At 52.3% G+C, this 23,320-nt stretch carries 20 protein-coding genes; 7 read left to right on the top strand and 13 right to left on the bottom strand.

Features of this window, described 5'->3' with window-relative positions; translation table 11 throughout:
- Positions 1–36 precede the first annotated feature (36 nt).
- Entirely contained in the window at positions 37–960 is a 924-nt protein-coding gene (locus RIC19_RS16525; protein WP_350179450.1) for a diacylglycerol/lipid kinase family protein, read from the top strand.
- Here RIC19_RS16525 and nspC read toward each other — a convergent pair.
- A complete protein-coding gene (gene nspC / locus RIC19_RS16520) occupies positions 952–2,088 on the bottom strand; it encodes a carboxynorspermidine decarboxylase (protein ID WP_350179449.1) in 1,137 nt (378 codons plus the stop codon). The genes RIC19_RS16525 and nspC overlap by 9 nt on opposite strands.
- Positions 2,089–2,093: 5 nt before the next feature.
- Entirely contained in the window at positions 2,094–3,299 is a 1,206-nt protein-coding gene (locus tag RIC19_RS16515) for a saccharopine dehydrogenase family protein (protein ID WP_350179448.1), read from the bottom strand.
- Between the two features lie 311 nt (positions 3,300–3,610).
- Between RIC19_RS16515 and RIC19_RS16510 the strand changes: the two genes are divergently transcribed.
- Both RIC19_RS16510 and rpsU read left to right on the top strand, forming a co-directional pair.
- A complete protein-coding gene (locus tag RIC19_RS16510; RefSeq protein WP_350179447.1) occupies positions 3,611–4,666 on the top strand; it encodes an agmatinase family protein in 1,056 nt (351 codons plus the stop codon).
- Positions 4,667–4,828: 162 nt separating this feature from the next.
- A complete protein-coding gene (rpsU, locus tag RIC19_RS16505) occupies positions 4,829–5,020 on the top strand; it encodes a 30S ribosomal protein S21 (protein WP_350179446.1) in 192 nt (63 codons plus the stop codon).
- Between the two features lie 43 nt (positions 5,021–5,063).
- On the opposite strand, the gene RIC19_RS16500 is transcribed toward rpsU, so the two are convergent.
- On the bottom strand, positions 5,064–5,414 hold the full coding sequence (locus tag RIC19_RS16500) for a winged helix-turn-helix transcriptional regulator (RefSeq protein WP_350179445.1): 351 nt from the start codon (positions 5,412–5,414) through the stop codon (positions 5,064–5,066).
- 77 nt (positions 5,415–5,491) lie between these two features.
- On the opposite strand from RIC19_RS16500, the gene RIC19_RS16495 reads away from it, so the two are divergent.
- Both RIC19_RS16495 and RIC19_RS16490 read left to right on the top strand, forming a co-directional pair.
- A complete protein-coding gene (locus tag RIC19_RS16495) occupies positions 5,492–6,124 on the top strand; it encodes an NAD(P)-dependent oxidoreductase (protein ID WP_350179444.1) in 633 nt (210 codons plus the stop codon).
- Between the two features lie 310 nt (positions 6,125–6,434).
- Entirely contained in the window at positions 6,435–7,337 is a 903-nt protein-coding gene (locus RIC19_RS16490) for an NmrA family NAD(P)-binding protein (protein WP_350179443.1), read from the top strand.
- Here the strand turns inward: RIC19_RS16490 and RIC19_RS16485 are convergent.
- The 10 genes from RIC19_RS16485 to RIC19_RS16440 all read right to left on the bottom strand — a co-directional run bounded on the left by RIC19_RS16485 (position 7,303) and on the right by RIC19_RS16440 (position 19,165).
- Entirely contained in the window at positions 7,303–8,715 is a 1,413-nt protein-coding gene (locus RIC19_RS16485) for an alpha-amylase family glycosyl hydrolase (RefSeq protein WP_350179442.1), read from the bottom strand. The two genes, RIC19_RS16490 and RIC19_RS16485, sit on opposite strands and share 35 nt — an antisense overlap.
- Before the next feature lie 21 nt (positions 8,716–8,736).
- A complete protein-coding gene (locus RIC19_RS16480; protein WP_350179441.1) occupies positions 8,737–9,291 on the bottom strand; it encodes a hypothetical protein in 555 nt (184 codons plus the stop codon).
- Between the two features lie 81 nt (positions 9,292–9,372).
- Positions 9,373–11,697, bottom strand: coding sequence for a glycoside hydrolase family 65 protein (locus RIC19_RS16475; RefSeq protein WP_350179440.1), 2,325 nt, complete (start codon positions 11,695–11,697; stop codon positions 9,373–9,375).
- A gap of 20 nt (positions 11,698–11,717) precedes the next feature.
- A complete protein-coding gene (gene pgmB, locus RIC19_RS16470; RefSeq protein WP_350179439.1) occupies positions 11,718–12,380 on the bottom strand; it encodes a beta-phosphoglucomutase in 663 nt (220 codons plus the stop codon).
- Positions 12,381–12,792: 412 nt separating this feature from the next.
- On the bottom strand, positions 12,793–13,980 hold the full coding sequence (gene kbl, locus RIC19_RS16465) for a glycine C-acetyltransferase (protein ID WP_350179438.1): 1,188 nt from the start codon (positions 13,978–13,980) through the stop codon (positions 12,793–12,795).
- 132 nt (positions 13,981–14,112) lie between these two features.
- The gene (locus RIC19_RS16460; protein ID WP_350179437.1) at positions 14,113–15,063 is read right to left on the bottom strand and encodes an NAD-dependent epimerase/dehydratase family protein; all 951 of its coding nucleotides are present in this window, start codon (positions 15,061–15,063) and stop codon (positions 14,113–14,115) included.
- 97 nt (positions 15,064–15,160) lie between these two features.
- Entirely contained in the window at positions 15,161–15,613 is a 453-nt protein-coding gene (locus RIC19_RS16455; RefSeq protein ID WP_350179436.1) for a type I restriction enzyme HsdR N-terminal domain-containing protein, read from the bottom strand.
- A 6-nt stretch (positions 15,614–15,619) separates the two neighbouring features.
- A complete protein-coding gene (locus tag RIC19_RS16450) occupies positions 15,620–16,648 on the bottom strand; it encodes a DUF1028 domain-containing protein (protein ID WP_350179435.1) in 1,029 nt (342 codons plus the stop codon).
- Between the two features lie 10 nt (positions 16,649–16,658).
- Entirely contained in the window at positions 16,659–17,741 is a 1,083-nt protein-coding gene (locus RIC19_RS16445; protein ID WP_350179434.1) for a T9SS type A sorting domain-containing protein, read from the bottom strand.
- 86 nt (positions 17,742–17,827) lie between these two features.
- The gene (locus RIC19_RS16440; protein WP_350179433.1) at positions 17,828–19,165 is read right to left on the bottom strand and encodes an MATE family efflux transporter; all 1,338 of its coding nucleotides are present in this window, start codon (positions 19,163–19,165) and stop codon (positions 17,828–17,830) included.
- Between the two features lie 135 nt (positions 19,166–19,300).
- Between RIC19_RS16440 and RIC19_RS16435 the strand changes: the two genes are divergently transcribed.
- Both RIC19_RS16435 and RIC19_RS16430 read left to right on the top strand, forming a co-directional pair.
- Positions 19,301–21,478, top strand: coding sequence for a S9 family peptidase (locus RIC19_RS16435; protein WP_502930845.1), 2,178 nt, complete (start codon positions 19,301–19,303; stop codon positions 21,476–21,478).
- Positions 21,479–21,743: 265 nt separating this feature from the next.
- Positions 21,744–22,889 (top strand): acyl-CoA dehydrogenase family protein, encoded by a 1,146-nt coding sequence (locus RIC19_RS16430; protein WP_350179432.1) that lies wholly within the window; start codon positions 21,744–21,746, stop codon positions 22,887–22,889.
- Positions 22,890–23,320: the final 431 nt, after the last annotated feature.

The following is a 23,320-nucleotide window of genomic DNA, read 5'->3' as shown; positions in this document are numbered from 1 at the left end:
ACCGCACATCTGCAGCGGCGTCAATGTTTTATAATTATGAATGGAATACTTTTCGTTGTCAATCCGGTTTCCGGCGGCACTGCCAAAGCGGCTCCCAAAACACTAATCGAACAATGGTGCAGCCAACAGGAGGTCGTATACCAGCTATTCGAAACCACCGGAAAAGAGGATGCAGCACGCCTTGCAGAACGTATTGAGCAAGCGCAGCCGGCTATAGTCGTTGCCTGTGGCGGAGACGGCACCCTTAATCTCGTAGCCCGGCAACTCCTGGGTACTTCCATGACTTTAGGGATTCTACCGCTTGGCTCAGCCAATGGGCTGGCAACAGACCTCCGTATTCCTGAAAACGTAGGTGCCGCCCTTGATGTTCTAAGCACAGGGCATACCCTCAACCTGGACGTACTCCTGATCAACGAACGCCACCACTGTCTGCACCTGTCCGATATAGGCTACAATGCGCGCCTGATTCAGGAGTTTGAGTCTGATACGGAGCGGGGGAAGCGGGGTTACCTGAAAAGCTTTTTCCGGGTAGCCCGGGAACGCCCGCTGGCCAGGTTCCGTATACAGTTGGGAGAGCACCGGTATGTTCGCCGGGGCGTAATGGCTACCTTTGCCAATGCCCGCCGCTACGGCACCGGGGCTATCGTAAACCCATTTGGTCAACTCGATGACGGGCAATTCGAGACCTGTATCTTTATGCCTTGGCCCCGGTGGTACCTGCTTTGGATGAGTATCCTGTTTTTCATAGGCCGGGTCGACAAGTCCAAATACGTGAAAATCCTATCCGGCGACCAGGTCAGGGTTGATGCCGACCGGCCGCTACCACTACAGGTTGATGGTGAGCTCGTTGGAGATGTTCAGTCTGTAGTGGTGCGGATTCTGCCGGAAAAAGTAAAAGTGCTCATTCCCAATGAGTCCCAAAGGGGGCTACCGTTTGATCAATCCCCTCAATCAGGATAAGCGCCCTTTAAAGTCTTTGTACCCAAACTGCCTAACCACTTCCAGCTGATTGTCTACCGTCCACATGCAAATATCAGGGTGTTTCACACCATTGAAAGTAGAGGTCTTGACCATGGTGTAATGGATCATATCCCAGAAGATCAGCCGGTCACCGGGTTCCAGGGGGCGCTCGAAATGGTACTCCGCCTTATAGTCGCCCGCCAGGCAACTCACCCCGCCGATCCGATAGGTATGCCGGTCTGCTCCTCCTTCCACACTACCCAGTATTTTCGGCAGGTAAGGCATTTCCAACGTATCCGGCATATGAGCTGTGAAAGATACATCGACAATCGCAGTCTGCACCCCCCGGTTGTTGACCACATCCAAAACAGTGGTCACTAGTTCTCCGGTTTCCCAGGCAATGGCACTGCCGGGCTCAAGGATGACTTCCAGCCCTGTACGTTCCCGGAAGCGCTGCAGCAGGTTGATGAGGTGGGGCACATCGTAGCCCTTTCTGGTCATGAGGTGCCCCCCGCCAAAGTTTACCCATTTCAACTGTGGGAAAAAGCGGCTAAAGTGGTGCTCAAAAGCGGCCAGCACTTTCTCCAAATCAAAAGAACTAGACTCGCAGAGGGTGTGAAAGTGCAGCCCTTCAATCCCTTCCGGCAAGCGGTCGCCCAGGTTATCGGGCGCCACGCCCAGGCGGGAGCCCGGCGCTGCAGGATTATACAGGTCCACTTCCACTTCTGAGTACTCCGGATTGACCCGAAGACCGGCGGAGACCGTATGCCCGGTGCCTGGCAAACGGTCTTTGAAACGCTCATACTCACTAAGGGAATTAAAGGTAACATGGCTGCTATAGCTTAGTATTTCCTCGAATTCCGATGGCACATAAGCCGGAGAATAGGTATGTGCCCGCACACCCATCTCTTCGTAAATCAGCCGTGCTTCGTGCAGGGAACTTGCCGTGGCACCTTTCAGGTATTGCTTCACCAGCGGGAACACCCGCCACATGGAGAAGCCCTTGAGGGCCAGAATGACAGAAACGCCTGCGCGTTCCTGCACACTGCTGATGAGCTCCAGATTCCGGCGCAGGCGGCTTTCGTCCAGTAAAAATGACGGAGAAGGAGCCTTGCTGTAGTCTATCATACCTTTTATAATTCTAAGTCTATACCTACTTCCTCCTGCCACGGCAGGCCCATCTCTCCCAACTTTTCCAGGAAAGGGTCCGGATTAAACTCTTCGACGTTAAAGACGCCGGCACCGCTCCACTTTCCAGTCAGTACCATCATGGCACCGATGGCAGCGGGAACACCCGTCGTGTAGGAAACGCCCTGCGCCCCCGTCTCATCAAATGCGGCTTGGTGACTGCAGTTGTTCCAGATGTAGTAGGTCTTGTCTTTGCCATCCTTGATGCCCTTGATGCGGCAACCGATGGATGTTTGGCCGGTGTAGTTCTCGCCCAGTCCACCGGGGTCCGGCAGTACCGATTTGAGGAACTCCAGCGGAATGACGTCCACGCCTTTGTACTTCACCGGCTCGATGCCTGCCATACCGATGTTTTGGATCACGCGCAGGTGGGTCAGGTATTCCTGCCCGAAGGTCATCCAAAAGCGGGCACGCTTGAGGGTAGGGAAATTTTTGACCAGGGATTCCAGCTCTTCGTGGTAGATCAGGTAGGAGTCTTTAGGCCCAATATCAGGGTAGTTGAGCACCTTCATGATTTCGTGGGGCTCGGTTTCCACCCATTGCCCATTCTCCCAGTAGCGGCCTTTTTGCGTGACCTCGCGGATGTTGATCTCTGGGTTGAAGTTGGTCGCAAAAGCTTTACCGTGGTCACCGGCATTGCAGTCCACAATATCGAGATAGTGCATTTCATCGAAGTGGTGCTTCGCCGCCCGAGCGGTGAAGATGCTCGTCACACCGGGGTCGAAGCCACAGCCGAGCACCGCTGTCAGGCCTGCTTCCTTGAAGCGTTCCTGGTAAGCCCATTGCCAGCTGTATTCAAACTTGGCTTCATCCTTCGGCTCGTAGTTAGCCGTATCAAGGTAGTGCACGCCGGTTTCCAGGCAGGCCTCCATTATGGTAAGGTCTTGGTAAGGCAGTGCCACGTGCAGCACAAGGTCGGGCTGAAAAAACTTGATCAGCGCCACCAGCTCCGGCACGTTGTCAGCATCCACCTGGGCAGTTTGCATTTTTGTGTGACCGGTCGCTCTTTGCGCATCGGCAACAATGGTATCACATTTGGACTTGGTACGGCTGGCGAGCATGATTTCGGAAAACACTTCCGGATGCTGGGCACATTTGTAGGTAACAACCCGGCCTACACCGCCGGCACCAATAATCAATACTTTGGACATCTTCTTTTTTTTGGTTTAATAGCGTTTAGAGCGTGTTGGACCTTTAGTAATTGGTCTAATCAAAAAATGGTTAGTTTTCGACTAAAAGACAAAAGGCCGAACACGCTCTTAATAACGTAAATTTTATCCGCCCCGTAATCGCCTTTTCACCAGCTTTGTATCCCCCCTGCCTGTGTCTCGTGCCCTGTGGGCTCTGGCCACCGGGGGCCGAAGTGTTCGATACGCGGGCAGGCGGAGCGAAAATTAGGTTCAAAAGTACGATTTTGGGCATCGTTAATCGTTTTAAAGACAAGTTCTAATAACAAAGATAAATGGTAAATAACAACTCTAAAGCGGAAAAAATCAAAAACTTCGACCCTAACGGAGTGGGGCTGAAAAACGGGCACTTCATCGGTTTGCCCTTTGAAGAGGCGGATGCCAGCATCGTCCTCCTGCCGGTACCCTGGGATGTCACCGTTTCCTACGGGGCGGGGACGGCTACCGGGGCTGCCAATATCCTTGAAGGCTCTCCCCAGCTCGACCTCTTCGACCCCGATGTGCCGGACGCCTGGAAAATGGGCCTCTTCATGCGCCCGCCCGAAGAGGCCTGGCTGCGGCGCTCCCAGGAGTTGCGCCCCGGGGCCGCCCGCTACATTGAGCAACTCGAAGAGGGGCGCCCGGTGGATCAAGACACCCTGCAGCAAATCAATAGCGCTTGCGCGGAGCTGAAAGCATGGGTAAAAAAGGAAACCACCGCCCTCCTGGAACAGGGCAAAGCGGTAGGCCTGGTAGGCGGAGAGCACAGCGTGCCTCTGGGTTTTCTGGAAACCCTTGCTGAACGGCACCCCGGCTTTGGCATACTGCAGATTGATGCGCACATGGACCTGAGGGAGGCTTATGAGGGCTTTACTTATTCTCATGCGTCTATCTTTTACAATGCCCTGCAGTTGGAGGGCGTTACTCAGCTTACGCAGGTGGGCATACGCGACTACTGTGAGGCAGAGTACCGGCTGGCGCAAAGTGACAAGCGCTGCACCGTATTTTTTAATCACGACCTACAGCAACAGGCCTTTGAAGGCACTAGCTGGGGCCGCCTCTGCCAGAAGATCATCAGCACCCTGCCTCAGGCCGTCTACATCAGTTTTGATATTGATGGGCTTTTGCCCGAGCTGTGCCCCAATACCGGAACGCCAGTGCCGGGCGGGCTCACTTTTGATGAAGCTATCTTTCTGCTCCGGCAGGTCGTGGAAAGCGGCCGTACCATCATAGGCTTTGATTTGTGCGAAACCGCAGGGTTTCCGCACGAGTGGGACGCTAATGTTGGCGCACGAATCCTCTACAAACTCGCTAACCTGATGGGCAGAAGCCAGCAGTTGAAGACTACCTGAGCAGCCGTGGGGAACTTTACGCATTGATTTTCTGTTCATTATAACAGACAACAGGTGGTACGTAGTTTGTTATTTTCAAAATCCCGGTTCTGGAATTGTTTAGTAACGAAGTTCGGGTTCGAATAACGCGCCCATCAGTTTTTTTTAAAGAAAACCATTTATATGCTGATTATCGATGTAAAGAGTGGAGAAAATATTGACCGCGCACTAAAACGCTACAAGCGTAAACACCGTAAAATAGGCCTGCTTCAGGAAATCCGTAAACGCAAACACTTTACCAAGCCTTCTGTAGAACGCCGTAAGGAAGTGCTCAAAGCGGCTTATATCCTGAAGAAAAATGAAGGTGAAGAATAATCCCACAAACCTGCTCTAAAACCGCCCTTCGAGGCGGTTTTTTTTATGCCCCTGTATTGGTCAGTCCCCAATTCAGAATCGCATCAAGTACCGGCTCCAGCGATCTGCCTTTTTCGGTAAGGGCATACTCTACACGCGGGGGCACTTCCGGGTAAGACTCCCGGCGCACCAGCCCATCAGCCTGCAACTCCCGGAGCTGCTTGACGAGCATACGGTCTGACACCTTCCCTACCCGGTCGCGCAGGTTGCCAAAACGGACCGGCCCGTCCGATAACTGCCAGATAATTGCCGCCTTCCAGCGCCCTCCTATCATCGATAACGTGTAGGTAACCGGGCATTGTAGCAGCTTTTGTTCGTTCTCATAATTAGTGGAGGTTACTTTCCGTTCTTCCATGCTTACAAATTTGTTAGTGATACAAAACTTACAAAAGGTAAGTAAAGGTAGTATTTTTGTGGGAAACAACACTGAATATGAAAAGTATTGCGTTATTTGGAGGAACCGGAAGAACCGGAAAGGAGTTTTTGAAGAAAGCTTTGGCAAAAGGCCATAAAGTCAGAATGCTGGCACGTACGCCTGCAAAGGTCAACACCTCTTCTGCTCAGCTCGAAGTGGTAGAGGGGGATGTCCTGAACCCGGAGGATGTCAAAAAAACGGTAGCCGGAACCGATATTGTGGTCAGCTTATTTGGTCATGTAAAAGGTTCGCCTAAGTGGTTGCAAAGCGATGGTACTTTCAATATTTTGAGTGCGATGAAAGAACACCGTGCAGATAAAATCATCAGTTTGTCGGGAGGCGGTTTGCCTTACGAAAAAGACCAGCCAAAATTTGCCGACAAAATGATTCGGTTGATCATGAAAGTCGCCGTGCCCAAAGTGCTGAATGATGCCATCCGCCACGCTGAAATTCTGAAGGAAAGCGACAAGGAGTGGATCATTGTGCGCGGTCCCCGGCTGACCGACGAGCCCGAGAAAGGCAACTACCGGGTCGGGTGGGTAGGCGTCAACGCCAGTACAAGCATTGGAAGAGCGGATTTGGCGGATTTCCTGGTTAAACAGGTTGAGGACAATCAGTTTAACCAGCAAATGCCTTTCGTGAGTTATTAGAGTTTATGAACGTAAATTTTGTATGCCCCTGAATCATCTTTTCCGCCAGCTCTGCATCACGTCCTCACCTTAGTAGCTCAGGCTACTAGGTTCCGGGCGCTCTTGGATCTGACAAAAAGCCTTGATTCATGGCCTCTACAAAACCTACATTCATAAACTCTATTAGAGCAGATTTGGCGCCCCGGAAGGCTGTAGCCGTGAGGGGCCCTGAACAAATCAAAAGTTGAAGCGATAGTTCTCCAAGTCAAAATTTGCAAACCCTGCCTTGGAGAGCTATCCAATCTATTCTCAAACAACCCAAAATGAAAACATGAACATCCTGGTTACAGGCGCTACGGGGACAGTGGGAGAACCGCTCGTTCGTTTTTTACAGCGGGCGTCCTCAGAGCATCGCTTTTTTTTTACCGCGAGGCGGCCCGCAATTATCCGGCATAAGATTGACGCAAAAACCTGGCAAATCAGGCAATTCGACTTTGAAGATATTTACAGTTTCAAGTCGGCCCTGAAGGAAATCGACCGGTTGTTTTTACTACGCCCCCCCAACCTCACTGATGTAAAGGGCTACATTTTGCCCTTGCTCAAAGCAGCAAAAGAAGCCGAGGTTAAGCTGATTGTTTTTTTATCTATTCAGAGTGCCGATAAAAATAAGTGGACCCCGCATTATAAAATCGAAAAAGCGCTAAAGGAAAGTGGCATCAACTATATCTTCCTGAGGTCTGGTTTTTTCATGCAAAATTTCCTTCAGGAGATCAGGGAGGATATCACCAAACGGGATGAAGTCTTCGTACCGGCAGGTAGCAACCGCTTTTCCTTTATTGATGCCGAAGAGTTAGCCGAAGTAACAGCGGACCTTTTGCTCAATGCACCGGAAGCATCTCAAATATATACCCTCACGGGTACTTCGCCCATGGACTATTACCGGGTGGCTACGGTAGCTTCGGAGGCGCTGGGCCGCCCCATCCGGTACACCAATCCGAATCCATTCTGGTTTATCTTCAGGAAGATGATGCGGGGGCGCTCCCTGATGTTTGCGTTCATTCAGGTGGTGCTTTACCGTTTCAACCGTGTCCCTCCTGCTGATCAGTACAGGCACACGTTGCAACGCCTGCTTAATCGCCCGCCTAAGAGCCTGAGCGCTTTTTTTATTGAACACCAGGAAGAACTTAGCGCACAAAAGACTATTGCTCCAACAACAGATAAGACCAGGGATTGAGGTTCATGGTCATTTCACTGGTGAGCTTTACAGTACTGTTGGCAAAGACATTGGTGTACTCGCCTTCGAGGTTCTCATTGCTTAGAGTAAATGACTGTGGCTCATCACTCAGGTTTAGGAATACCACGACCTGACGTGCTCCTTTTTTGCGGCGATAGGCATAAATCTGATCCTCAGCTTCCTCAACATAAATGCGCTGCAGGGCACCACCTGCCAGCCCGTTGCCTAATGCGGGGTTGCTGTGTTTCAGATCCAGCAGCGTCTTGTACAACCGGGTTTTTTTGAAGCCGTTCCAGGGGATCGTATCTTTCTCAAAGAACTTGAGCCGGTAGTTTAGTCCTGCTTCCTGTCCGCTGTACATCAGCGGCATGCCGTTGATAGTAAAGGCCAGTACTGCCATGGCGTCCGCTGCTTCCCCCATCCGTTCTTCAATGGTGCCCTGCCAGGAATTTTCGTCGTGATTGGTAAGGAATTGCATAAAGTAACCCCGTTGGTAAGCGGCTGCTTTTTTAGCCAAAACGGTGTCAATCGCTTTTGGAGAACGTTCTCCCTGAGCGATAGCGTTCATCAGGTGGTGGAGCTCCCAGCCGTAGTTCATTGCAAACCATTCCTGATTGCGGTGGGGCGGATGATCAGACTCTGCCAGCATGAAGATTTCGGGATTGGCTTCCCGGAGGCGGGGTACAGCCTGTGCCCAAAAATCATCGGGCACCTCCCCGGCTACGTCGCAGCGGAACCCATCTACCCCAACTTCTTCCAGCCAAAACAACATTTCCTGAATCATAGCTTCCCGAAGCTCGGGGTTGCCGTAGTTCAGGTCAGCCACATCCGTCCAGCCCCAGGGCTCTCCTGTTTTGGGGTCGATAGGGTCAATGACGTTGCCCAGGCTATCTTGTGTATAATACTCCGGGTGCTCGGTGATCCACGCATGGTCCCACCCGGTGTGATTGGGCACCCAGTCCAGGATAACCCGCATCCCCATACCCTGAATTTGCTCAACGAGTGCCTTGAACTCCTGCATCGTCCCGAAGGCCGGATTAACGGCAGTGTAGTCTGATACTGCGTAATAGCTGCCGAGACTCCCTTTGCGCCTCGCCTGCGAGATGGGGTAAACCGGCATGAACCACAGGATATCCACCCCCATTTCCTTCAGGCGGGGCAGGTGTTTGGCGAATGCCTCCAACGTGCCGGCCGGTGTGTACTGACGCACGTTTACTTCGTAAATATTAGCACGGGCAGCCCACTCAGGCGTAGCTGCAGAAGGCTGCAAGTCTGACGGTTCCATAAGCTCGGATTTGTTTTCGGCTCCGGTTTGGCCATCCCTGCTACCACAGGAAGCAAAGGCCATAACCATCAGGAGGTAGAACAGGCTTCTCATAGGGATTTATTTTAGGCCCTTTTACTCTGCAACACCAAATTGCTGCCGGGTCGGGCGGGTTAGCAGACTGATGGCTTTCAGAATAGCGCCCGCTGTTTTCGTATCAGAGAGGCCCGCCCAGGTCATCGTATCATTTTCCTGGTTGATCCCCTGAATCTCCCATTGCTCGTCCTGCCGGTCGTCGATATTGTCAAATTGCAATATTTTTTTCCCGTCCTGCTCCAGCAGTCGCCAGGAGCCATATCCGGTTTTCTCCTGCCAGCGCCCGGTCTCGTAACTACCATCAGCGGACATCTTGAACCAGCGCCCTTTGTTGGCCAGGCGGGTTGCTTTGTCATCAACCACATAAAATTCCCATACCCAGAAATTGGTGGTCAGGGTATTGACCATTGCAGAAGGCTCGGCAGCTACAGGCGGCTCAAAGGCTCCGTTCATAGCTGTGATGTTATCGGTGCCGGCAGATTGCGCCGGTGCCGACGTATCAACCGACTCCGTATTGGACGAACCGGTGGGGGCATCGTCCGTACAGGCCAGAAGGCCAAAGATTAAAAACAAGGACCAGCTCAATTTTTTCATATCGCCTTAGTAGTTTGGATTTGGTCGGGAAGATAAAGGGAAGCCCCCATTTTACAAAGCGGAGGCTTCCGGATTGTTGTCCTAATCTTTACGGTGAACCACAGCTGCTTCTACCGTACCATTGGCGGGCAATTCGCGGCGCTCACCGTAGAGCATAATCTCCAGTGGCTTGCTGCTGTGATTGATAATCTGCGTCTGCTCGTCCGCCACTTTCACCTCCAGGTAGTAGCCCCGGAAACGCACCTTGAAGGCGTAAGATTTCCAGTTTTTGGTGATGAAGGGGCTAAACTGTACCGTGTCATTGAAGACCCGCATACCACCAAACCCTTTAACGAAGGCCATCCAGGTACCAGCCATACTCGTGGTGTGGCAACCATCCTCGGTGTCGTTGTTGTAGTCGTCGAGGTCGAGGCGGGCCGTACGCAGGTACATCTCATAGGCTTTTTCCTCCCGGCCCAGCAGAGCGCCCAGGATGACGTGCACACAGGGCGAGAGAGAAGACTCGTGCACCGTCCGTGGCTCGTAGAAGTCAAAATTGCGGCGGACTGTCTCTGTATCGAAGTGGTCTTCAAAGAAATACAGCCCCTGCAGTACATCGGCCTGCTTGATGAAAACGGAGCGCAGAATGCGGTCCCAGGACCAGTTCTGATTGATCGGCCGGTCTTCAGGCTTCAGATCGTCAACGGTGAGAAGTTCCTTGTCCAGGAAGCCATCGTGTTGCACAATAATACCCAGATCGTCATCCTTAGGCAGATATAGGCTGCCGGCAATTTCCTGCCACTTTTTAGTCTCGGTATGGCGGTAGAATTTGATCTTTTCCTCAATAGCCTGGTAACGGTCAGGGTGCGCCTTTTCCACGTACTCAATAGCCTCTATGGTGTATTCCAGGCACCACTTGGCAATATAATTGGAGTACCAGTTGTTGTTGACGTTATTTTCGTACTCATTGGGGCCGGTAACGCCGTGCATCATGTACTGCCCGTTGCGCTCGGAGTAGTGCACACGCTGTGCCCAGAAACGTGCTATGGCAATGAGGACTTCCAGGCCGTACTCGCTCAGGTACTCCTTTTCGCCGGTATAACGGATGTAGTCGTAGATGGCGTAGGCAATGGCCCCGTTGCGGTGAATTTCCTCGAAGGTGATCTCCCACTCGTTGTGCGACTCTTCCCCGTTCATCGTCACCATAGGGTAAAGCGCAGCGCCATCGGTGAAGCCGAGCTTTTCTGCATTCTCAATAGCTTTCTGCAGGTGCTTGTATCGGTAAATCAGCAAGTTGCGGGCAACGGACTGATCGGCAGTCGCCAGATAGAAGGGGAAGCAATACGCTTCCGTATCCCAATAGGTGCTGCCGCCGTATTTTTCACCAGTAAAGCCTTTAGGGCCAATATTCAGGCGCTCGTCCTCACCAGTATAAGTCTGGTACAATTGGAAGATGTTGAAGCGGATGCCCTGCTGTGCCGCTACATCGCCTTCTATGCGGATGTCCGCTTCCTCCCACTTATTGCCCCAGGCGATCGCCTGCTCGCGCAACAGCGACTGAAAACCTTCTTTAAACGCCTCTTTCACCGCTTCCTTACAGCGGTCCATGAGTTCCTTTTTCTTATAATTCAGGGAAGTGACGTTGGCTGCGTATTTGTAGATGACGGTCTCCTGCCCTTCCTTACATTCCAAATCGACAGAGGAAGCTACATATTTCTCTTTTTCAATGCGGTAGGCATCAAAATCGATCTCCTTTCCTTTTTGCTCAATACTGAACTTCATGCCCGTGCAGGCCTGGAAAGCAGTTTTCTTGGTTTCTGCCGTAACAAAACCCTGCCGGCGCTTGACTTTCTTGTCGACTTCCACCCAGAACTTCTCATCGTAGTTGGAGTCTTCATTCACCACGTCGAAGTCTATGTAAGGCGTGATGTTCATCGGGCCGGAGAAGTCCAGCGGGGTAATGCGGTACTCCAGGGCGGCGATTTCGTCCCGTACGATGCTGCAAAAGCGCTTAGCTTCCACTTTTACGCGGCGGCCGCTCTTCATTTTGGCGGTGAAGGTACGCAGGAGGTACCCCTCTTTCATGTTGAGTTCCCGCCGGAAGTCTTCCACCTCGCAGTGCGCCAGGTCCAGGGTTTCTCCGTCAAAGTCAATATTAATACCCGCCCAGCTGGAGGCGTTGAGGACCTTGGCGAAGTATTCGGGGTAGCCAATTTTCCACCAGCCCACTTTGGTTTTGTCGGGGTAGTAAATACCGGCCAGGTAGTTGCCTTTCAGCGTCTCCCCGGAGTATTGCTCTTCGAAGTTGGCCCGTTGCCCGAAGCGGCCATTGCCGATGCTGAAGATACTTTCTGAAATGCGGTTGTATTCCGGAATGAAGCCTTCTTCAATAATGCTCCATTCGTCATGCTTCAAATACTCTTTCATAATGGTTTAGGCTTTTCGTTTTATTGAATGGCTTGCGCGGGCAAGGCCTGAAGTATAGTATCCGGGGACAGCCCCTTAAAATTGGGTACGACATGGTGGGCATGACTGAGGTTATCCCCGCCTACACCCACGGCATAAAAACCGCCTGCCAGTGCGGCATCCACGCCTTTTTCGGCATCCTCAAACACCACGCATTCCGCTGGTTGGAGGCCCATGGCTTCCGCGCCCAGTTGGAAAACCTGCGGGTCAGGCTTGCTGCGGGTCAGTTTATTGCCATCGATGATGACTTCAAAGCGGTCTTTCAACCCGATCTGCTCTAATATCGTGGTGGCATTTTTACTGCTAGAGCCTACAGCCAGCTTTAAGCCCCGCTGCTCAACGGCATCCAGAAAAGGCAACACCCCCTCCAGAATCTCTGAGGCATCCATTTTGAGGATGTATTCGCGGTACCATTCGTTTTTCTGGGTTGCTAAAGCCTGCTTTTCAGCTTCGGTCTTTTCCACCCCGCCCCAGTCCAGAATAAGGTTTAGGGAGTCAACCCGGCTTACGCCCTTGAGCTGCTCATTTTCTGCTTCCGAAAAATCGAACCCCACAGCGTTAGCCATTCTGCGCCAGGCGATGAAGTGGTATTTAGCGGTATCGACAATCACACCGTCCAAATCAAAAATAAAAGCTTTGATCATGCTTATCAATTGGTATTTGCTGGCTAAGATAAAGGAATTTTCGGGTGCGGAAAAGGATAGTGTTTATTTCACACTTAGAGCTTGTTGGGATTTCATCCTTTGGGCGGCTGTTGCCAATGACCTAAGCCCAAAGGCGACGGGACACGGGCAGGTCAGTCACTTAGCTAAGGCTATGTGATTCAAGATTAGGCCCCTTTAATTCCATTCTTGAATGTATCACGCCTCGATCAGCATAAAATTTGGCTACGTTCGTTCCAAAAGCAAAATCCCAACAAGCTCGTAGAAAGCAAACCGGCGGACCACTGCATAAAAAGCGGCTCGCCGGATCCTTTCACAGGGGTGCAGGTCAAGCGTTTGTTGGGATTTCACCCTTTGACCTGCGTTCGCTCCAAAAGCAAAACCCCAATAAGCTCTAAATAACGTCCAGCTCCTTGCCGACCTTTATGAAAGCCGCAATCGCTTTGTCGAGGTGCCCGCGGTCGTGGGCAGCAGATAGTTGTGTGCGGATCCTTGCCTTGCCCTTGGGCACTACCGGATAAAAGAACCCGATGACGTAGATGCCTTCTTCCAGCAACCGGTTGGCGAAGGTTTGTGACAGCTTGGCATCGTACAGCATAATGGGGACGATCGGTGCTTCACCGGGCAGTATATCGAAGCCTGCCGCAGTCATTTCCTTACGGAAATAAGCTGTATTTTCTTCCAGCTTGTCCCGCAGGGAGGTAGAAGCGCTCAGGATATCAATGACCTTAATCGAGGCGCCTACGATAGCCGGGGCCAGTGTATTGGAGAACAAATAAGGGCGGGAACGCTGACGCAGCATGTCCACAATTTCTTTTTTGGCAGCGGTGAACCCACCGGAAGCGCCACCCAGCGCCTTGCCAAGTGTACCGGTAATGATGTCTACCCGTCCCATAACGTCATGGAATTCGTGCGTACCCCGGCCCGTCTTACCGATAAACCCGGTGGCGTGGCAGTCATCGACCATTACCATAGCATCGTATTTGTCGGCCAGGTCACAAATAGCATTAAGCCGGGCGATGTCACCGTCCATAGAGAACACACCGTCCGTGGCGATCAGGCGGCGGCGGGCAGACTGTGCCGCTTTGAGTTTTTCCTCCAGGTCGGCCATATCGCTGTGCTTATAGCGGTAACGGGCGGCCTTGCAAAGACGAATACCGTCGATGATAGAGGCATGGTTGAGCTCATCGGAAATGATGGCATCATCGGCAGTCAGAATGGGCTCAAACAACCCACCATTGGCATCAAAAGCTGCAGCATAGAGAATGGTGTCCTCCATACCCAGGAAGTCGGAGATTTTGCGTTCCAGCTCCTTGTGGATGTCCTGCGTACCGCAAATAAAGCGCACGCTCGACATCCCAAAACCATGCGTATCGATTGCGTCCTTGGCAGCTTTCAGGATATCAGGGTGGGAAGAAAGCCCCAGGTAGTTGTTGGCGCAGAAGTTCAGGACTTCGCCCGTGCTTTTCGTTTTAATGGCGGCTGACTGCGGGGTGGTAATCACCCGCTCTTCCTTATACAGTCCGGCGTCTTTGATTTCGCTGAGTTCCTGCTCGAGGGCAGGTTCTACATTTTTATACATAGGTTAGAATTGAGTTCAGTTTTTAATAATAAAGTTTATGAACGTAGGTTTTGATCTGACAAAAAACCTTAATCCATGACCTGCACAAAACCTACATTCATAAACTATAATGGTTGAATACGTTGCCCCTTTTCACAAGGCGGCGGAGGCCATTTCCCGCAAGTGGGACAGCATATCTTTGGTCATAGACTGCAAGTCGTATACAGGTTGCCAGCCCCAGTCGGCCCGGGCCTCTTTATCGTCTATATTTTCGGGCCAGCTCTCGGCAATCTGTTGCCGGAAGTCTGGCTCATAGGTGATTTCAAAGCCGGGCACTTCGGCCTGAATAGCCGAAGCGATCTCTGCCGGCGTAAAGTTCATCCCGGAAATATTATAAGCCGACCGGATCTTAATTTGTTCTGCCGGGGCGTCCATAATTTTGAGGGTTGCCCGTACGGCATCCTCCATGTACATCATGGGCAGGCGGGCGTGGTCGGCCAGGAAGCAGGTGTACGGTTCTCCGCGCACCGCATGGTGGAAAATATCCACCGCATAATCGGTAGTGCCCCCGCCAGGCATCGACTGATAGCCAACGATGCCGGGGTAACGCACGGAGCGGACGTCTACGCCAAATTTCCGGTAGAAGTAGTTGCTCCAGTGCTCACCGGCAACCTTGCTGATGCCATAGACGGTCTGGGGTTGCAGTACGGCGTGCTGTGGCGTATCCACTTTCGGGGTTTCCCCTCCGTAGACAGCGATAGAGCTGGGGTTGAAGACTTTACAGCCGTACTTCTTCGCGGCTTCCAGCACGTTGAACAGGCCCGACATGTTGACTTCCCAGGCCCACTGCGGATTGAGTTCCCCTTTGGCAGAAAGGATAGCGGCCAGGTGGTAGATCTGAGTCACCTCCCGGCTTTTGACCACTTCGAACATGGCATTGCGGTCCAGCACGTCCAGGACTTCAAAGGGGTAGTCGTAAACTTCCGGCTCCCGGATATCCGTAGACAGGACATTGGCGGTGCCAAATTGCTCACGTAAGGCTTGCCCGAGCACAGTGCCGATCTGGCCATTAGCGCCCGTGATAAGGATGGTTTCGGTTTTCATATAATTTGGTCAGTGCTAAAATGTAAGGCTGTGGCGGTGCCCTGAATCAGTCACCCCCTTCAGCCTAATAACGCAGCAACTCGGCTACGGTTTGATCTCAGGCCGGATCCGGGACAGCTTCCAGGAACCGGTAACTTTTTGCTTCATAGTCCATCAGGCAGCAGTAGGTCTCCATACCGTTGGTGACCATCATGTAGGGGACCTGCAGACTGGAATTGTACCAGGACACCTGCTCGAACACCGCCTGCGTGATTTTCACCTGCGGGGCTTTGCACTCAATGAGCAGATAAGGAGCCACGCCTTTATCATACACCAACAGGTCGTAGCGCCGGTCCAGTGTATTGACCTTCAGCCCCTTTTCCATCGCAATACGATTGGGGTTATACCCCATATCCAGCAGCAAGTACTCCAACATAAGTTGCCGCACCAGCTCTTCGGGCTGTAAAACCAGCCACTTTTTGCGGACCCGGTCAAATATATAGCGTTTATCGTCTTTACGCCTTACCCGAAGCTGATCTTTGTAACGGAGTAAGTCGAGATGTATGAGCATAGGGTGCTAATTGAGGACAATTATTTTTTCCTGCTGCAGGATATGCCCGTTGGTATCGCGCAGGCAGAGCCAGTACAAGCCTGCTCCTTCCGGTTGCGAAACAGTATTGCGCCCGCCTCGTACTTCCTGCTTTCCCACCATTTGGCCGGAGGCATTGTACCATTCCAGGCTTAGAGCCCCGCTGCCCGTCTGCTGCGCCACCACAACCTGTACTGCCGTTCGCGCCGGATTGGGGAAAACCCTAAAATGCCCGGCTTCTTCCAACGCTGCGCCCCGGGTATTCGTCAGTTGCCACGCATCGAAGAGGGCCTGTAAGGAATCAATGGGCTCCACGCCAGAAGGTGCTTCTGCGACATTGAGCTCCAGATAAGGTGCATCGGGCGCATCATCGGGCTTGAAGACCCGCAGAAAAGCTGAAGTTGATGACGTCCCTGCTTCCAGGCACCGGGCATCAGCTCCGGGAATTTTGGCGCCCTGCATCGCGGCCATCAGGCGGTCTGCGAGGGAGCCCTGTGTATTGTTGAAGCCCGCCTCCATTCCATCGAGCACTTCCGGCCCGAGCAGGATATTGCCCTGTATGGCGTACGTTTCACCCAGTAAGTGCCCTTTCCAATCATCGGCATTCTGCCCGGTAAAAGCCGCGGTTTCCGGTTCGCCGGCAGCATTAAGCACCGCTACTCCGTACTGCCGGTAGTCCGGGTCGAAATTCTGAGAAAAACAGGCATCATTGGCAACCAACCAGTCGATGACCCCCTGAGGGGTATTGCCTTCTTCCAGTCGGGCGATGGCATTTTCCAGGTTGATGTGGGGGTTGATACAAATGTAAGCTTGAGCGTTGACACCGCCCCGCCCCGGGATGATCCCGCTCAGCAGGATGACCCCGCCAAAACCGCCAATCCCTTCCACACAAGTGGCACCGGCACTGCCCACCTCGCCTGTGACAGGGTCTACGGCTACGATGGAAAACGTATCCTGTGCCCGGAGGGCCAGAGTGCAAGCCAATACTCCCCAAAAGGTCAATATTGCTAATCTCATGGTAAGTAGGTTAATGGAAGATAACCTTACGGCTCAGGGTACGGTTGCCATCGGTGAGCTGCAGCCAGTAGGTGCCGGCCGGCCATTGGCCTTTGTTCAGCACAAAGGTATGCTCACCTGCGCCCAGCGTACCCTGCTGAATGGTTTGCAATCGTTGCCCGTTGGCATGCATCAGGCTTAGTCTCGCTGCGGGCAATGCCTCCTCCAACGTAAGGGACAGGGTCACTTCCGCAGCAGCAGGGATCGGGAACACCCGTAGCTCAGCCTGAGCCTCAAGGCTAGGAGCCGAAGTAAGCATAGACTCCCGCACCTGATTGGTATTGAGCACCTCAAAGTTTTCTCCTGCGTTGCCCTGCCAGAGTACCGCGGCTATAATAAGGCTGCTGTTGCCCAGGTTGGAAATATCGATACCCTGTGCCTCCAGATCGGCAGTCGATATACTGTACCGGCGTTCCACTTCTGCTCCTGCCGCGGCGCCACCGTCAGCAATCGTCTCGCCAAAGGCAGTACCCGTCATAGAGTGGCGGAGGATATTTTTATGCTCAGCCATAGCGCCCTGACCGGACTGCGTGGCGATCACTGTGGGCTCAATCAGGTAGACTGAAAGGTTGACCGGCTCTCCTCCTACGTCTCCGAAGAAATGCGTTTTGGTTTGTACTATCAGGCTATCGCCGGCTACTTGTGCCAACAGGCCAGTCTGAGCTACCGGTGGTATTTCATTGATACCCGCCACTGCAGCCGCTGCATCCTGGCGTACGGTCGCGATATTTCCGCTATTGGCACCGAGGTTGTCTTTATTCAGAAAAAAGACCGGTTGGCCAAAGCCGCCCAAAAGAGTAGTCAGTTCATTGGAGACCTCATTTGCAAGGGCGCTGCTCCCGAAGTGGGCCGCAACCACCAGGGCGTTGGACTGCTGATCGGCCAGTAAGTCGCGGAACAGCGTCCAGCCATAGCTCCCGCAATTGGGGCACCAGGTAGCGGTGCGCTTGGTAATCAATGGGTGGTTCGTTTGCGGCACTTCGATTTCCTGCCCCTGCAGCAGCATTGGGATCAATACTGCCAGAGCGAAAGAAGTGAAATAGCGTATTTTCATGGTCTGCTTTATTTGAGGCAAAAATACGCGGAATTATGGCAATAAAAAACTACCTGCTCTGTGGACTGGTACCGAAGGCCTGGCTATTAGACTTCCAGCCCATGCCAACGGCGAGAGCGCATATACCAGAGGATAATGCCCATCATGACAATCCAGTACAGGATCTCAGAGCCCCAGGCCCAGGGCAGCCCGAGATCGGTATGGTTGACGACGATGTAGATGTAAATCAGGTAGACGGCTGCGCAAACCGATTGGATAACCAATCCGAAGAAGGTGGCCCCCGTGCCTGCCATACCGTTGAAATAGACACTACCGATGCTAAAGGCAGAAAGAATACCAACCAGCACATAGAAGACCGGCTTTGCATCTGTGATCAGGGACATATCTCCGCCCCCCAGAAGTGGATAGAGGAGCTCATGCGGATAGAGTACTACTGGCAGCGTGATGACCATAGTGGTCAGCCAGCAGACTTTGGCCGTCTTCCAGATAATTGGCAGTACAGCCTGCCGCTTGCGCTGCCCGATGAAGTTGCTCACCAGGGTATTCACCCCACTGGCAAAGCCCCAGGTGGGAATCGATAAAATCAGGTAAACCATGCGCACCAGATTAGTGATGGCCAGTTCGCGCTCGCCCAGGTTTTCCACGATGCCAAAAAAGACAAACCAACTGCCCAGCCCAACGAAAGACTGGGCGACGATAGGCAGGGCAAGTTTGTACTGCTGTTTGATGAGCGCCAGGTCTATATTGGGCAGTTTGAAAAGCCGGTAACGGACGGCTTCCTTATCGAAAAAGATATAGACCATAAAAACCAAAAAAGCTACGACCTCCGCAATGGTACTGGCCAGCCCGGCGCCGGCAATCCCCATTGCCGGCAGCCCCCAGTGGCCAAAAATCAGCCCGTAGTTGAGGGCGATATTCACCACGCCGAGGATAACCGTATCCACAATGATAAAAGTTGTACGGGCTACGCCGGTGTAGAGCGCAATGACTGCCACGCCGGTATAACTGAAGAAGACGCCCCAGGAGCGGGTGTCCAAATACTCCAGGCTTTTGGTGAAAATGACTTCTGAATTGACAAAAAGCCCGAAGAAATAATAGCAGCCGTACTGCATCAGCAGGAACATCAGTATGGCCAGTGCAAATTCGAAGTAGACCATGGAGTAGAAAGTACGCCCAACCTCTGAAAGCCCTCCCTCCCCTGCCCTGCGGGCAATCATGATTTGCCCGCCACGGGAGAAACCGTAGCCAATGGCCGCAATGACCAGGTAAAACACCCCGACAAAACCAATGGAGGCAAAATCTTCTTCGCTCAAATGATACAAAAATACGCTATCGCTGAGCGCCACAACGTTTTGCGCAGCGCTGCCCAACATGATAGGAGCAGAAATAGATAGAATCTGTCGGTATGACGTGCGTAGGCGCATGGTTGGCAAATGTAGGCAGGCGGGCTATTATTAGCACTAATTTACCCGCAATTTTCAAAAAATTACTGCAATCTTTGATTTCAGGTTTTTTAATCCTGACCTCTTTAAACTTTCACCCGATCTTAATTTTTATCCATGAAATTACTTACTTTCCTGATTACACTGATTTTGGCAACGGCGGTCCTGTCCTGTGGGAAGGAGCCCGCTGGACAAACTGCAAAAACGACCAGTAAAATGTATGAAAAGACAGCGCTTGAACAACCTCAGGCGACCAAGAAACCTAAAGACCTTACCATCCACGGTGACACCCGGGTAGATGACTACTATTGGCTCAATCAGCGGGAAGATGAGGAAGTCATCGCCTACCTGAATGCTGAGAACGCTTACACCAAAAGCATGATGAGCCACCTCGACACATTCCAGGAAAAGCTTTACCAGGAAATCATTGGCCGATTGAAACCGGATGATGCTTCTGTACCCTACAAAGATAATGGTTACTTCTACATCACCCGCTATGAAGAGGGCAAGGAGTACCCTATCTACAGCCGCAAAAAAGGCACGCTGGAGGCGGAAGAGGAAATCATGCTGGATGCTAATGAATTAGCAAAAGACTTTGATTACTACAACGTAGGAGGGCGGGAAGTCAGCCTGGACAACCAGCTCCTGGCCTATGGTGAAGACACCCTGAGCCGCCGGATTTACACGCTGCGGTTCAAAAATCTGGAAACCGGAGAAATGCTACCCGACCAAATCCCGGGCACTACCGGCAGCGCAGTCTGGGCCAATGACCACCAAACTGTTTTCTATACCCTCAAGGATGAGACCACCCTGCGCAGCTACAAAGTGATGCGCCACCGCCTGGGAACGCCCGTGGCGGAAGATGTGGAAGTCTACAGTGAGGAAGACCCCACTTTCCTGGCCTTTGCCTACAAAACCAAGTCAGACAAGTACGTTGTAGTAGGCTCCTACTCGACCCTGAGCCAGGAATACCGGGTACTCAATGCGGATAATCCAGCAGGCAGCTTCCGACTCATTCAGCCACGGGAGCGCGGGCTGGAATACAGCATTGCCCACTTCGGCGGCCATTTCTACATCCGTACCAACCTGGATGCCCAAAACTTCCGGCTCATGAAAACACCGGAAGACCAAACCACCAAAGCGCACTGGGAAGAAGTTATCCCCCACCGCAAAGATGTACTCCTGGAAGATATGGAAATCTTCAAGGACTACCTGGTGCTTTCCGAGCGCAAAGCCGGGATTACGCAGCTGCGCGTACGCCCCTGGGCTGGTGAGGAGCACTACATTAATTTCGGGGAGGAAGCCTACCTGGCTTACACTTCGGTCAACCCTGAATTCGATACTAAAATCCTCCGTATTGGCTATACGTCCCTGACTACGCCGAATACGACCTATGATTATGACATGATGGGCAAGACTTTCGAAATGCTCAAGCAGCAGGAGGTCGTTGGCGGGTTCAACCCAGAGGAATATCAGGCTGAACGACTAATGGTTAAAGCCAGGGACGGCGCGGAAGTCCCGGTCTCCATCGTATACCGCAAAGGATTCCAAAAAGATGGCACACAACCCCTGCTCCTCTACGGTTACGGTTCTTACGGCAGTAGCATGGAGCCCTATTTCAGCTCCGTCCGGCTAAGCCTGCTCGACCGCGGTTTTGCTTTCGCGATCGCACACATCCGGGGGGGTGAAGAAATGGGGCGGCACTGGTACGAAGACGGCAAGTTGTTGAAAAAGAAAAATACGTTTACCGACTTTATTGATGTGGCCGATCACCTTGTGGCAGAAAACTATACCAGCCCGGAACAACTCTTCGCTATGGGCGGTAGTGCCGGTGGTTTGCTGATGGGTGCTATTGTAAATATGCGGCCGGACCTATGGAAGGGCATCATCGCTGCGGTGCCTTTTGTGGATGTCGTCACGACGATGCTCGACGAATCCATTCCACTAACGACTGGTGAATTCGATGAATGGGGCAACCCCAAAGACAAGACCTACTACGATTACATCAAGTCTTATTCTCCTTACGATAATTTGGAAGCCAAGGCCTATCCGCCAATGATGGTCACAACTGGCCTACACGACTCTCAGGTGCAATACTGGGAGCCTGCCAAGTGGGTAGCCAAACTGAGGGAGCTCAAAACGGACCAAAATCCGCTGCTGCTGCACACCAATATGGAGGCTGGCCACGGAGGAGCGTCTGGCCGCTACCGCCGGTACAAGGAAACCGCTATGGAGTATGCCTTTTTGCTGGACCTGGCAGGCCGGGCAGAGGTATCAGAACAAGTGAAGGATTAGGGCTTTACGGCGAGCGTTGCCGATTGTGGTGGGAGCCACACCGACCAGCAACGCTCGCATCCCTCACCCCCAAAAACTCATCCCCCACCCTCAAAATTGCCCTTTTCTGACAGCCAGGCCTGAACCATATCTGTATTTTGTCATTATTATTTTGGGTTAAGCTATGACGCCATGACTTCGGAGTCAGTTTCAGGAAACTTTAATTTTCCGTATATTGCCCAATTACCCTAACCAATTCTCAAATTATCTCAAATCGTTATTTTATATGAGTGTTGAAACGATCAGTAACCTGCAGCTCATTAAAGAAAGTGCGCGCGACTTTGCTGAAAATTACATCCGTCCTCACGTTATGGAATGGGATGAGTCCCAGGAATTCCCGGTAGAAATGTTCCAGCAGATGGGGCAGTACGGCTTTTTGGGCGTTTTGGTCCCTGAAAAGTACAATGGTTCTGGTCTGGGCTACCAGGAATACATCACTGTCATTGAGGAGATTGGCAAGGTATGTGGCTCTATCGGCCTTTCGGTCGCTGCCCATAACTCCCTGTGTACCAATCATATTCTCATGTTTGGCAATGAAGAGCAGAAGCTCAAATACCTGCCTAAACTGGCTACCGGTGAGTTCATCGGTGCGTGGGGCCTTACCGAACCCAACACCGGCAGTGATGCCGGGCGCATGAAGACGGTTGCTGAAGAAGACGGCGACTACTACGTACTCAATGGGGCCAAGAATTTTATCACCCACGGTAAATCAGGCCACGTCGCTGTTGTGATTGCGCGTACCGGCGAGTTGCTCGACAGCCACGGTATGACGGCTTTCATTATTGAGCGCGATACGCCCGGCTTCACAGCGGGCAAGAAAGAAAACAAGCTGGGCATGCGTGCCAGTGAAACGGCAGAGCTCATCTTCAACGACTGCCGGGTCCACAAAAGCCAGATTCTCGGCGAGGTGGGCGACGGCTTTATTCAGTCTATGAAAATCCTGGACGGCGGTCGGATTTCAATTGCAGCCCTGTCACTTGGCATTGCCAAAGGGGCCTACGAGGCTTCTGTGCAGTACTCCAAAGAGCGGCAGCAGTTTGGTAAGCCTATTGCTTCCTTTCAGGCCATCGGCTTCAAGCTGGCGGATATGGCGACCAAAATTCAGGCTGCAGAACTCCTTACCCGCAAAGCTGGCCGCATGAAGGACAAAGGTGAGCATGTGACTAAGGTCTCCGCAATGGCTAAATATTACGCTTCCGAGGCCTCCGTGGCTATCGCGAACGAAGCCGTCCAAATCTTCGGTGGCTATGGGTACATCAAGGACTTCCCCGTAGAGAAATACTACCGGGACGCCAAGCTGTGTACCATTGGCGAGGGCACTTCTGAGATTCAGAAGCTGGTCATCTCCCGCGAAGTGTTGAAGGAAAGATAAAAAGAAAATGGGGGGACCAGATAGTATGTTGGTTTCCCCATTCTGATTTCAGGCGTATGGCAGCACACAGCGGTCTAACCACCCAGCCAACTCTGGAAATCGCTCACCCGGTCCCGGTAGAAAAAATCCAGCCCATGGGCGTGGCTTTCTCCGGAGTTGTCCCCCAGCAGGGGGTACCGGCGGGAAACTGCACGAGGTTTTGATATTCTTTAGGGTAAGGCTCAGCGCGGATAGTACGCCCCCCTTTACGGTACTGATAGTTGACCAGGTAATGGTCTGCCTGCTCCGGATTTAGAGCGTGTTGGGACTTTAGTAATCGGCCTGCAAACTACACTTTTTTGCTTATACTTCGTCCCGAAAATCCTCATTTAGCTAAGGCTAAACTCCGGTTTTCGTGCCTCGTCTAACCAAAAAATTGTTAGTTTTCGACT

Source organism: Phaeodactylibacter sp., assembly GCF_040219495.1.
Lineage (GTDB): Bacteria > Bacteroidota > Bacteroidia > Chitinophagales > Saprospiraceae > Phaeodactylibacter.
This window is presented reverse-complemented; position numbering and strand designations above follow the sequence as displayed.